Here is a 12,296-nt window from a genome sequence, read left to right on the forward strand (position 1 = left end):
CTTTTCGTCGATGAACTTAAATGTTGATTTTCACATCAGCATCTTTTTTAAGTTTGTCGATCAGTTCTTGCGTTTTCTTATTTTTCTGTTCACCTTCTAGACCTTCCTTGATCTGAGGTTTCACATCTTCATAAGCCGGCATTTCTTCAGAACTACCCTGTTCTTTTGCCTTCTCATAGTATTCTTTCATTTCTTCTTCGCTAACTTCATCAACTTTAATTTCTTGATCGATGTACTTCGTATATTGGATGTTTTTCGCGATTTCTTTCTTAAGATCTTCCATTGTCATGTCGCTTTCTTTAAGAGCTGCTTCGAATTTCTTCTCATCTTCAAAGCCTTTTTTGACATTTTCAAGTTCTTCATTGATCTTATCGTCAGATGCTTCAATACCTTCTTCTTGTGCAGCTTGAAGGATTAGCTCCTGTCCGACCATGCTTTCAGCGACTTGTTTTTTCATTTGATCTAGCTGATCTTTTGGGACTTCTTGCCCCATTTGTACATATTGCATCTGGCTTTGACTATAAAGGGCGTTGAAATCTTCTCCTTTGATTTCTTTTCCATTAACGGTAGCAACTACTTTGTCTTTATCAACTTTATCTACTTCCGGTTGCTTTTGTTCACCGGCTTTTTCTTCTGTCTTTGTATCTTCTTGTTTCTTGTCATTACTGCTTTCTTCATTTCCTCCACAGGCTGCTAATACAACGATTAATAAACCTGTTATGAGTAAGTAAGTTAATTTACGCAATTCACATGCTCCTTTCAAAAGGCTGTGTCCATTGTTCCACAAAAACCATCGCTTGAAAACCCCTAACAGTAAGTATGGGATAAAAAACACATTCTTATTACATTCTTTCATTGAGAAGGCAGAAACACTACCTTCTGATGCACATCCTGCATAGTTTAATAAGTAGTTTTATGAAAAGGGGAGACGGCATGATTAATGGTGAAGAGTATATCGAACGAATAGATGCGCTCCAAAATGAGGTGTGGATTGAAGGAGGAAAGTGTTCAGGGAAATTATCTGAGCTGGCACCTTTTAAAGGTATTATCAAGAGTAAAGCGGTCCTATATGATTATCAGTGCCAACCGGAAAACCAAAAGCTGTTTCAATATTCAACGCCTGATCGTAAAGTTGATTATGGGTTTTCTTACCATCAACCGACAACAGTGGAAGATCTCACAAAACGCCGCTTAGCAACCCAGGAGTGGGCGAGGTTAAGTGCGGGACTGATGGGGAGATCACCAGATTATATGAACACGCTACTGATGACGCTTGGTATGGCAGCGCCACATTTTGCTCAGGATCAAAAAGCTTTTGGAGATAATATTAAACGGTTATATGAAAAAGCAAGAGCTGAAGATCTTTCTATCACACATACATTTATTAATCCGCAGGTAAATCGATCCGTTGGACAGTATTTTGATGATACGAATGTAACAGCCGCCAAAGTGATTGAAGAAAATAAGGAAGGAATCGTGATTCAAGGTGCCAGGTTGTTGGCTACCCAGGGGGGATTAACAGATGAACTGCTCGTTTTACCTGCCGGGGGTTACACGTTAGACGATTCCTATTTATTCGGTTTTATGATTCCTTCGGACACAAAAGGGCTGAAATTTTTATGTAGGGAATCTTTCTGCTATCGTGATTCGCGCTTTGATCATCCACTAGCTTCTCAGTTTGAGGAAATTGATTCGATTGTTGTCTTTGATCACGTACTTGTCCCGTGGGAATGTGTGTTTCTTTATAAAAATGTCAAAATTGTTGGTGATATGGAAGAAGCAACTGGTATGTACGCCTTCTTGCAATTTCAATCTGTTTGCAGACAGGTTGTGAAAGTAGAATATATTCTCGGACTATGTGAGTTAATGGGAGAAGCCATTCAAATTCAAGAATATGAACACATTAAGTTGAAAATGAGTGAGATTATCACAACGCTTGAAATTATGAAAGCTTTGTTAATAGCGTCTGAAGTCAATAGTCAAGCGAATCAATATGGCACGCTTGTCCCGGAGAGTCAGCCGTTGAAAGCTGCTATTCAATATTTCCCTAGCGTTTATCCGAGATTGATTGAAATCATTCAACTACTTGGTGCAAGCGGATTGATTTCAATCCCTACTGAGAAGGATTTTGATTCAGATATTCAAGAGGATCTGGCGAGATATCTTCAAGGTGCGAATATCAATGCGAAAGAACGTGTGCAGCTATTTCGGATGGCTTGGGATCTTGGCATGAGTGCATTTGGATCTCGTCAAACCCAGTTTGAGCGCTTTTTCTTTGGAGATCCGATCCGTCTATCTGCGATTCATTATAACCGATATTACACTCAGCCATATGTTGACATGGTTCAAGCATTTCTAAATAACCTAGAAAAGTAGGGTCGCTGTTGAGCGACTTTTTTTATGTGGAAAAAACTTTTTGAAAGCGTTTTCTGATTAAGGTAGGAAATTACAGAGTCATTACCGAATGAAGAAAAGTACCTCATTATCATTAACAAGGAGTTGAATGTATGCTGAAATCTTCCATCGCATTATCTAATCGGATCATGCAGCGGTATTTACCTGATCCATTTTTGTTTGTGATTATCTTAACATTCGTTGTATTTGCACTTGGGATGGTTTTTACCGGCAGTTCCCCGGTTCAAATGGTTCAATACTTTGGCGAAGGATTTTGGAGTTTACTCGCTTTTTCCATGCAGATGGTGCTTGTGCTCGTCACAGGCTATGTTCTAGCAAGTAGTCCACTTTTTAAAAAAGGTCTTCGTTTTCTTGCAGAAAGAGCGAAAACTCCTGGACAGGCGATCGTATACGTTACACTCATTTCCTTAATCGCCAGCTGGATCAACTGGGGTTTTGGTCTTGTGATTGGTGCCCTTTATGCAAAAGAACTAGCAAGACAAGTAGAGAAGGTCGATTATCGTTTGCTGATTGCAAGTGCTTATAGTGGTTTTCTTGTATGGCATGGAGGGCTTGCAGGTTCCATTCCCCTTACCATTGCCACTCCTGATCATTTCACATCTGATTTAATCGGCATCGTTTCAACCAATGAGACGATATTTTCACTCTTTAATTTGATGATTGTAGCGTCCCTCTTTCTTCTATTACCTCTCATCAATTACTTCATGTTACCTTCAGAAGAAGAACGTATACATATTGATCGAACGCTGCTTGAGGAAAATCATGTAGAAGCAGCGAGTCTCGAAGGTGAAGTAACGCCAGCTGAAAGACTTGAGAATAGCCGCATTGTATCTATGGTTATATCGATTGTGGGGCTAGCCTACCTCATTTATTATTTTGTGAACGCAGGATTTGAATTGAATTTGAACATTGTAAACTTTGGTTTTCTTTTTCTTGGAATACTTTTTCATGGGACACCACGTCATTTTCTTGAAGCGGTTAGTAATGCGGTGAAAGGAGCAAGTGGGATCATCATTCAATTTCCTTTCTATGCAGGGATTATGGGAATGATGGTAGCCTCTGGTCTCGCCGCCCAACTTTCCCAGGGGTTCGTATCGATATCAAATGAGTTTACTTTTCCATTCTTTGCTTTTATCAGCGCTGGAATTGTGAATTTCTTTGTACCTTCTGGCGGAGGACAGTGGGCGGTTCAGGCACCAATTATGCTTGATGCAGCTAGGGAGTTAGGCGTTTCAATTCCAAAAACCGCCATGGCTGTCGCATGGGGAGACGCGTGGACGAATATGATCCAACCATTTTGGGCCTTACCAGCTCTTGCAATTGCCGGGTTGAAGGCAAAAGACATTATGGGATATTGTTTCATCGTATTAATTGTAAGCGGTGTGGCCATTTCGCTTGGCCTTGTCTTTATTGGGTAAGAGAGGCAGGACTTCTCATTCAAAATGTAGAGGGGGAAATGGAACAGAAGCTTCTTTCAAAGCGGCTTCTGTTCTTTATATTCAATGAAAGCTTAATGGGTTTCCTTCGTTTGAGCTAGTTTGTGATTTCGAATCATGCCGTAAATCGCGAACACAATGAAAAAACAGCCAAGGATGACAAAAGTGAAGGAATATCCTATCTGATTATCCTGATACATAGTAAATGCATACAAGCCCATAGCGATCGCGCTTATGAAAAGGTTCATGATAATTAGAATTTTAGTTTTATCCATAATTTACCTCCTTTCATTTTATTCTAACATAGCCACATTGGCATTTGTTCCGAGTTCGTCAAAGATCCTTCACTCGCCGTTTCGAAAAATATGGTACGGTAACTGGTGAAAGGATGATCTGAACATGAAAAAGGAATTCCAAGAACGAATAGAGGAATGGAAGAATTTTTTGTTCATTTACAAATTTGCACTCGATGAAATTAACACCAAATTAACGATCTTAAATGATGAATTTCAATTTGTTCATCAGCATAATCCAATTGAACATGTTAAATCACGTATAAAATCTCCTGAAAGCATTATGGCCAAACTTGAGCGGAAGGGACTAGAGATAACGACTGAAAATGTGAAGAAACATATTAATGATATCGCTGGAGTCCGAGTAACATGCTCCTTTACAAATGATATTTATCGCATCTATGAAATGATTGAAAGTCAGGATGATATACGTCTAATTAACGTAAAAGATTACGTGAAACACCCAAAGACGAATGGGTACAAAAGCCTGCATCTGATTGTAGAAATTCCTGTGTTCCTATCAAAAGGTCCGGAACTGGTAAGAGTAGAAATTCAACTGCGTACGATCGCGATGGATTTTTGGGCAAGCTTGGAGCACAAAATTTACTATAAATTTGAAGGAGAGATTCCTGACAAATTAAGTAACGAATTAAAAGAAGCGGCAGAGATTATTCATTATCTTGATGCAAAGATGATGCGAATCAAAGACGAAGTAAATGAATTTAAGGAACATGAAATTGAGGAAAAACAACTTTCAGCTAGGGGGCACATATGAAGACAATCCGTTGGGGGATCATCGGTTGTGGAAAAGTGGCAGAGAAGAAAAGCGGGCCGGGCTTTCAAAAAGCTGAGCATTCGGAGCTTGTTGCGGTTATGCGACGTGACGCAGATCTTGCTCGTGATTATGCAGAGAGACACGGCGTTCCCAAGTGGTATACAAGTGCGGAAGAGTTAATTCAAGATGACGAAGTAGATGCTGTCTATATTGCTACACCTCCATCAAGTCATAAAGAATACACGCTTCTTGCTGCTCAAGCTGGGAAACCAGTATATGTCGAAAAGCCAATGGCCTTAAACACAGAGGAATGTCAGGAGATGATCAACGCATGTCGTGAGAATGATGTTCCTTTATTCGTCGCTTTTTACCGTCGAGCGATGCCAGCTCTTTTGAAAGTAAAAGAGTTGTTGGACAATGATACGATCGGAAATGTAAGATTTGTGAGAACCGTTCATCATAAAAAAGCTTCTGAACAAGAGAAAAAAGGGGATCTACCGTGGCGGGTAAAGCCAGAAATTTCGGGCGGTGGTCACTTTTTTGATCTGGCTAGCCATACACTCGATTTTCTAGATTACCTATTTGGTCCTATTGAACAAGCGAAAGGCTTTGCACACAATCAAGGCGGTCTTTATGAAGCGGAAGATATGGTGTCCGGCACTTATGTTTTCCAATCCGGTGTACATGGTACCGGTCAATGGTGTTTTCAATCGTATAAAAATGAAGATTTAAATGAAATTGTCGGTGATCAAGGTTCTCTCATTTATTCAACACTCCAAGAGCGTCCAATTATTCTTAAAAATGAGGAAGGTGAACGGGAGATTGAGATCGTTTATCCTGAACATGTTCAACAGCCATTAATTCAGACTATTGTAAATCAACTTAATGGAAAAGGACAGTCACCGAGTACAGGAAACACGGCGCTAAGAACAAGTAAAGTCATGGATCAGCTTGTGGCAAATTATTATCAAGAAAGGGAAGTCTAACATAGGCTTTCTTTTTTTGGTTGACATTGATAATCATTATCAATAAAATAAGGGTAGAAGAAAACCAATTTATTCAATCGTGCCCCTAAGCAAATCTGCAGGAAAGGTGCTTGATAAATCATGATAGAGACAATTCAACAAACGATTGTTTCAAGAAGAACGATTCGAAAATTTCTGCCCGACGATATTCCATTACATACGATCGTAGAAATCCTTGAAGATGCGAAGTGGGCCCCTAATCATAAACTTAGGGAGCCGTGGGAAGTGCTGTTATATAAGGGAGACGGCAAAGTACGCCTTATTGAGCATATTCAAGAAAGTATTGCCCGAACAGAATTTAATGAAGAAAAAGTGGAAAAGAAAAAGGAAAAGATTAACCAATTCATTCGTGACATACCCATTCATCTCGTCGTGGCGGTGAAAGCGGCTGGGACTGAAAAAGAGCGTCATGAAGATTTTGCGGCCACGTGTGCGTTTATTCAAAATATACAGCTCCTCTCCTGGGCGAAAGGATTAGGCGTTGTATGGAAAACGAATGGCTTTATTTTTGATCCTTCCTTTCGAGATGAAATGGGACTAGATCCTGGTGACGTAATCGTTGGGATGCTTCATATTGGGAAACCAGCTTTTATCCCCAATCCGAAAGAACGTAAATCGATTAAAAACAAACTTACCATTTACGATACGCAACCAAAAAAGCAGCCTTCCTTTTTTTAGCTAAAAAGGGAAGGCTGCTTTTCTCTATGCCGCTTGTTCGATTGTAACCATCTTTCTTTTGCGAACTTTCCATAGTTGATAACCAAACCATCCTGCCGTTAAACAGGTAATGATCCCGCCAAAGACCATTGAGATATTGTATGGAAATTGAAACCCTTCTGGTGCAAGGAAAAGGTAGGTTGAAACGGTCATTGTCATGAATAGGGCTGGCAAGCTACAGATCCAATGGAATTTTTGTTTTTTTACAAGATACATCGCTGCTGTCCAAAGCATGACAGTAGCCACGAGTTGATTTGTAAAACCAACGTATCGCCATAGGAACGTATAATCAATCTGTGTTAATAGAAAAGTTGGTGTTGCGACAGCCGCTGTTAAAAGAAGTGTTTTTCCTTTTCCGTTCGTATCTTTTGAAGACCCTTTTTTAGTAAATAAATCTGCAAGCATCATACGAGACGACCGAAGCGACGTATCGCCAGTCGTGATTGGAAGAATAATAACACCCACAATGGCAAGAACACCACCAAATGTACCAAGTAAGGAAGAGCTTATTTCGTTTACGACTCCAGACGGTCCACCTGCAGCAAGTGCTCCTTGAAGTCCCCCTGTACTTCCAAAGAAAGTCATTCCGGCAGCCGCCCAGATAAGTGCAATCACACCTTCTGCAATCATTGCTCCATAAAAGACCTTTTTCCCATCGCTTTCTCGTTTCATCGTTCTTGCAATGATCGGACTTTGGGTGGAATGAAAACCTGAAATGGCTCCGCACGATACGGTAATCATTAAGAGTGGCCATAACGGTAAATTATCCGGATGGAGGTTTGAGAACGTTAAATTTGGGATAGGATTGTCCATAAAGAATAATCCGATTGCAATTGAAACAGCCATCACGATCAGAATAACCCCAAAAACAGGGTAAATTCGACCGATGATTTTATTTACTGGTAGAATGGCTGCTAGTACAAAATAAGCAAAAATGAGTAGTAAGCTCATCGTAAAACTAAGCGGCGTTACTTGCGCCATTAGCTGGGCAGGACCAGCTGTAAAGGCAGCAGCAACAAGGATCATCAAAACAATCGAGATAATATTGATCGTTCCTTTCGCCCCTTTTCCAAGGTAGCGTCCTACGAGTGAAGGATACTGTTCCCCATTATGTCTAAGTGACATCATACCTGAGAAATAATCGTGAACAGCTCCTGCGAAGATTGATCCAACAACAATCCAGATAAATGCAACTGGCCCGTATAATGCTCCAAGCACTGCACCAAATATGGGACCAAGGCCGGCGATATTTAAAAGCTGAATCAAGCTCCCCTTCCACCAGCTCATCGGCATATAATCCATGCCATCTTGCTTTGTATATGCAGGCGTCTCACGATCATCGTCAATGCCGAAAATTCGTTCAACCACCTTAGAATAAACGTAATACCCAACAATCAATAAACAAATGGCTCCGACAAATGTGATCATGTCTCCCGCCTCCTTTTGTATGTGTGAAAATATAACATTCATTCTACTCATCACTGAAGAAAAAAACAATAGGATTATTCAGAAAAAATATATTTTTCTATTAATTCAAACGTTTTCAAAAGAAATTAAGCCATTCGCCTCAATTTTAAGTGGTAAAAAAGTTGTGTTTCTAACGGGGAATAGCGTTAGAATATTCTTTCTTTTAGTGATATTGACAGAATTATACGATCAAGGTGCGAATAACTTACAAATATAAAGGATGAAAATATGAAATTGAGGGTATATAGAGAAAGACGGTGCCGTCTTTCAATCCTTTGAGGAGGTTGTTTTTCGTGTCAGAACGTATTGCATACTTCGATAATAGTAAAGCTATCTTAATATTATTAGTTGTTGGCGGTCACCTGCTGACGCCGTTTATTAATGATTCTCGCTTTCTATACAGTCTGTATCATGTCATTTTTATTTTTCATATGCCTGCATTTATCTTTTTAGCTGGCTATTTCACTAGAAAAGCATCTGGAACAAAATATTTTTGGAAAATATTCACGACATTTTTATTGCCCTATGTGATTTTCCAGGTCGTTTATTCCATTTATTATACAAATCTCTATCAAAAATCCTTTGCAATTGAATTTCTAACACCAAGATGGGCAATGTGGTTTTTATTGTGCATCGCTGCGTATAAGTTGATCTCACCGATTCTGTTAAAAATGAAGCCAAGCCTATTGCTTCCATTAAGTATTGGGGCTGGCCTCGCTGTTGGGTACTTTGATGTGGAAAGGTTTCTGTCACTTGATCGACTTTTCGTTTTCTTACCCTTCTTTGTCCTTGGAATGGTGATGGGGTGTCGAAAGAAGCCAATTCGATTCCCTCATATGAAGTGGATTGCTCCTGTGGTCCTTGGTGGATTGTTTTTACTGTTTTATTTATACAAAATTGAAGGACTAGCTGACCTTCTTTACGGTACGTATGTGTACGAATCAAACACAGACTTGTTCATTCGTCTTACGTATTACATTGGGACAGCAATAGTCATGTTTCTGTTCTTTTCGATGATTCCAGAAGGACCAATGGTATTTACCCCATTAGGATCAAGAACCTTTGCGATTTATTTGTTCCATGGTTTTGTGATTAAATGGTTCCTCGAACAGCAGTCTTCTGAAGTGATTGCGACTATATGGGGTATTCCATTTATCTTAATCTTTACTTTGTTTGTTTCCACCATATTTGCATTGCCGTTTTTCTCGAAATTACTGGCATTCGATCGATGGTTGCCTTCACCAGATAAGTTAACATCAGCTAAAAGATAACAAAAGGGACCGCGCGTGCGGTCCCTTTTTTCCGTTAAGCTTTCATTGTATCTCGTTCTTCTGGTTGCAACAGCACATCTTCTTTACACGGGTAAGTTTTTTCAATGTGCTGCTCGCCCCACGAGCAAAGTGAGTCCAGTATTTCTTTTAAAGACCATCCGTAGTCAGTCAATGAATATTCAACTTTTGGTGGGATTTGATTGTATACTTTTCTTAAAATGACACCATCATCTTCTAATTCTCGTAGCTGTTGTGTCAGCATTTTTTGCGTAATACCAGGCATCAATTTCTTTAGTCCACCGGTTCGTTTCGTACCTTCAATCAAGTGACAGAGTATGACGACCTTCCACTTTCCTCCAATCACTTCGAGGGCAGCTTCGACAGGGATATTGTATTTTTTCATCGTATATACTCCTTACGAAAAATTTAGTTTCGTTCTATTTTTATATCCTATCACCTATGAGGAAATTTAACCAGAAAAATGATGACACACCCGGGCGGTTTTACAGAAACTTTAAAACCGATCGAAAATCTACGATGGATCTGAAATAAGTTACACTAAAGAAGAGTTAATGAAATCGTAATACTTTCTTCAGTAATCTCTAATTTTTATTTCTTATGATGAGGATATTCTAAAAGAGAAAGGAACGATGTGGATGAGTAAGAAATGGGTTTCTCTGAGTACCCTTCTCGTCCTTATGCTCATAGTAGGCTGGTGGTTGGTTTCTCCCCTTTTTCTAGATGAAACGGTAAATGAAGAGCTTCCACCAACGATTAAAGGAGCAGAAACAGCCAGTGCTGAAGAACTGTCAGATGAGCGCTCCGAAGTAGCACAAGAAAGACATCGTTCTGGAATATTTGTAAATGCCGATGAGAAGCATCGGGCGTCAGGGGACGTGACAACGTTTCATTCAAATAACCAACAGTGGATTCGATTTGAGAACTTTGAAGTAACAAATGGTCCTGACTTATATACGGTCCTCGTAAAAGAAGGACAGTTAACAAGTGAAGGGATCATTCTTGGGAAATTAAAAGGAAATATCGGAAATCAGAATTACCGTGTGCCGTTGTCTCTAGAAGAAGGCGATCGAATTGTCATTTGGTGCAAAGCTTTTGACGTTGATTTCGGTTTTGCAGAACTGTTTCTTAAGGAATAGAGGTGAAGTGCAGTGGCAGATAAGATACTGCTGGTGGATGATGAAGAATCCATATTAGATGTTAGTAGGAGATATTTAGAGAGAGATGGGTATCACGTGATTACTGCAACAGATGGTCAAGAGGCTATAAGTAGGTGGGAAAAAGAGAAGCCAGATCTCATTGTACTTGATTTGATGATGCCTATAAAAGATGGAATCGAAGTCGCTGAGGAAATTCGATCAGTCGATGATGTTCCTATTATTATGCTAACAGCGCTAGGTCAGGAGCGAGATCGACTTTTAGGCTTAACAGTTGGAGCAGATGATTATTTAACCAAACCGTTTAGCCCAAGAGAGCTTGTTCTTAGAGTGCGAAACATCTTGCGCAGAACTAAACGACAGCATGTACCATCTTTAATAACATTTGGTGAGCTCACAATTGATGAATCAAGAAGGAAAGTAACGATTAATGGCGCCGAGGTAGAGTTGACCGTTAAGGAATTTAATCTTCTTTATTTACTTGCCAGTCACCCAAGTCGGGTTTTCCCTCGGTCGCAATTGATTGAAGCCATTTGGGGATATGAATTTGATGGTGATGTTAATACGATTAATGTACATGTTAGGCGCCTTCGTGAAAAAATAGAAAAAGATTCAGCAGCACCTAATTGGATAAAGACGGTATGGGGTATCGGGTATAAATTTGAGGGGAAATCTTCATGAAGCTTCGAACAATGTTCATGCTTGCTAATGGAATTTCTATTGCATTCATTCTTGTTTTTCTTATTATTAGTTATGTCAAAATGGTGCTTTCACCTGAATTGATTTTTACCCTTACGTTGATCACAGTGGGAGCAGGGTCTCTTTCCATGCTGGCTCACTTTCTATTTACTTCCCAAATTCTAAAATCAGTGAATCAGATGACCGAGGATACAAGTCGCATTGCAGAAGGAACGTTTGATGTAAAGGTGACAGAGAAAGGTCCGAAAGAAATACAAGAATTAGCCCACCATTTTAATGTGATGTCTGAAAAGTTGAACGGTATGTTTTCAGAGGTGAAGCGTTCTGAACGTTATAAAACAGAGTTGATTGCCAATGTTTCGCATGATCTAAGAACCCCGGTATCTTCCATTCGGTCTTTTGCAGAAGCCTTACTGGACGGGGTTGTGACTGATGAGAAAACCGAAAAGAAATATCTTGAGACAATTGAAAGAGAGACAGAGCGGTTAAGTTACTTAATTGAAGAACTCTTACATTTGTCACAACTAGAGAGCGGCACCTCACCTTACGAACCACAACTGGTTCATCCTGATGTGATTCTCGTCGAAACGTTACAGCAATTTGATCGTAAGCTTGAAGAAAGGGAAATTGAGCTTTCTGTGCACATTGATGAAGAGCTAGATGTCATTCCGATGATGCCTGATCAGATTAAACGCGTGTTAACCAATTTGATCCAGAATGCTATTGCTTTCTCGTATAATCGCTCTACTATTACCATTTCACTGAAAAAAGTTGAAGCTGCCGCTGTTTTTTTTATTAAAGATGAGGGACGCGGCATTCCAGAAGCTGAGTTAGAAAAAATCTTTGAACGCTTCTTCCGTGTAGAAAAATCACGGAATACGAAATATGGAGGATCAGGTCTTGGTCTGGCCATATCGCGCCAGCTGATTGAGCTTCATGGAGGTAAGATAGGTGTTGAAAGCTCTGTAGGAGAAGGCAGTGAATTCTGGTTTATGCTTCCATTAGAAATAAAGGAGGAATAAC

13 protein-coding genes are annotated in these 12,296 nt (G+C 39.8%); 9 read left to right on the top strand and 4 right to left on the bottom strand.

Annotated elements, in window-relative coordinates:
- Positions 1-16: 16 nt before the first annotated feature.
- Complete coding sequence (locus tag LC090_RS03945) at positions 17-745, bottom strand: SurA N-terminal domain-containing protein (RefSeq protein WP_226655490.1); 729 nt, start codon at positions 743-745, stop codon at positions 17-19.
- A 188-nt stretch (positions 746-933) separates the two neighbouring features.
- Between LC090_RS03945 and hpaB the strand changes: the two genes are divergently transcribed.
- Positions 934-2,376 (top strand): 4-hydroxyphenylacetate 3-monooxygenase, oxygenase component, encoded by a 1,443-nt coding sequence (gene hpaB, locus LC090_RS03950; RefSeq protein WP_226655492.1) that lies wholly within the window; start codon positions 934-936, stop codon positions 2,374-2,376.
- A gap of 134 nt (positions 2,377-2,510) precedes the next feature.
- Positions 2,511-3,833 (top strand): short-chain fatty acid transporter, encoded by a 1,323-nt coding sequence (locus LC090_RS03955; protein ID WP_425590631.1) that lies wholly within the window; start codon positions 2,511-2,513, stop codon positions 3,831-3,833.
- Between the two features lie 92 nt (positions 3,834-3,925).
- On the opposite strand, the gene LC090_RS03960 is transcribed toward LC090_RS03955, so the two are convergent.
- Complete coding sequence (locus tag LC090_RS03960) at positions 3,926-4,126, bottom strand: hypothetical protein (RefSeq protein WP_226655496.1); 201 nt, start codon at positions 4,124-4,126, stop codon at positions 3,926-3,928.
- A 124-nt stretch (positions 4,127-4,250) separates the two neighbouring features.
- On the opposite strand from LC090_RS03960, the gene LC090_RS03965 reads away from it, so the two are divergent.
- The 3 genes from LC090_RS03965 to LC090_RS03975 all read left to right on the top strand — a co-directional run bounded on the left by LC090_RS03965 (position 4,251) and on the right by LC090_RS03975 (position 6,622).
- A complete protein-coding gene (locus LC090_RS03965) occupies positions 4,251-4,919 on the top strand; it encodes a GTP pyrophosphokinase (protein WP_226655499.1) in 669 nt (222 codons plus the stop codon).
- Positions 4,916-5,905, top strand: coding sequence for a Gfo/Idh/MocA family protein (locus tag LC090_RS03970; RefSeq protein ID WP_226655501.1), 990 nt, complete (start codon positions 4,916-4,918; stop codon positions 5,903-5,905). The genes LC090_RS03965 and LC090_RS03970 overlap by 4 nt, the downstream gene beginning before the upstream one ends.
- 120 nt (positions 5,906-6,025) lie before the next feature.
- Entirely contained in the window at positions 6,026-6,622 is a 597-nt protein-coding gene (locus LC090_RS03975; protein WP_226655503.1) for a nitroreductase family protein, read from the top strand.
- Positions 6,623-6,646: 24 nt separating this feature from the next.
- Here the strand turns inward: LC090_RS03975 and LC090_RS03980 are convergent, their stop codons facing one another.
- Positions 6,647-8,089, bottom strand: coding sequence for a carbon starvation CstA family protein (locus LC090_RS03980; protein ID WP_226655505.1), 1,443 nt, complete (start codon positions 8,087-8,089; stop codon positions 6,647-6,649).
- Between the two features lie 332 nt (positions 8,090-8,421).
- On the opposite strand from LC090_RS03980, the gene LC090_RS03985 reads away from it, so the two are divergent.
- Complete coding sequence (locus LC090_RS03985; RefSeq protein WP_226655507.1) at positions 8,422-9,399, top strand: acyltransferase family protein; 978 nt, start codon at positions 8,422-8,424, stop codon at positions 9,397-9,399.
- Positions 9,400-9,433: 34 nt separating this feature from the next.
- On the opposite strand, the gene LC090_RS03990 is transcribed toward LC090_RS03985, so the two are convergent.
- A complete protein-coding gene (locus tag LC090_RS03990; protein ID WP_098444991.1) occupies positions 9,434-9,802 on the bottom strand; it encodes a winged helix-turn-helix transcriptional regulator in 369 nt (122 codons plus the stop codon).
- A gap of 253 nt (positions 9,803-10,055) precedes the next feature.
- Between LC090_RS03990 and LC090_RS03995 the strand changes: the two genes are divergently transcribed.
- The 3 genes from LC090_RS03995 to LC090_RS04005 are packed head-to-tail and all read left to right on the top strand — an operon-like array spanning position 10,056 to position 12,295.
- Entirely contained in the window at positions 10,056-10,556 is a 501-nt protein-coding gene (locus LC090_RS03995) for a DM13 domain-containing protein (protein WP_226655509.1), read from the top strand.
- Positions 10,557-10,568: 12 nt separating this feature from the next.
- Positions 10,569-11,255, top strand: a complete 687-nt coding sequence (locus LC090_RS04000) for a response regulator transcription factor (RefSeq protein ID WP_226655510.1) — start codon at positions 10,569-10,571, stop codon at positions 11,253-11,255.
- Positions 11,252-12,295: a sensor histidine kinase gene (locus LC090_RS04005; RefSeq protein ID WP_226655511.1), complete on the top strand. Its 1,044-nt coding sequence runs from the start codon at positions 11,252-11,254 to the stop codon at positions 12,293-12,295. The genes LC090_RS04000 and LC090_RS04005 overlap by 4 nt, the downstream gene beginning before the upstream one ends.
- The last annotated feature ends 1 nt before the right edge of the window (position 12,296 follow it).

Origin of the sequence: Guptibacillus hwajinpoensis (assembly GCF_020524165.1) — a bacterium.
Lineage (GTDB): Bacteria > Bacillota > Bacilli > Bacillales > Guptibacillaceae > Guptibacillus > Guptibacillus hwajinpoensis_D.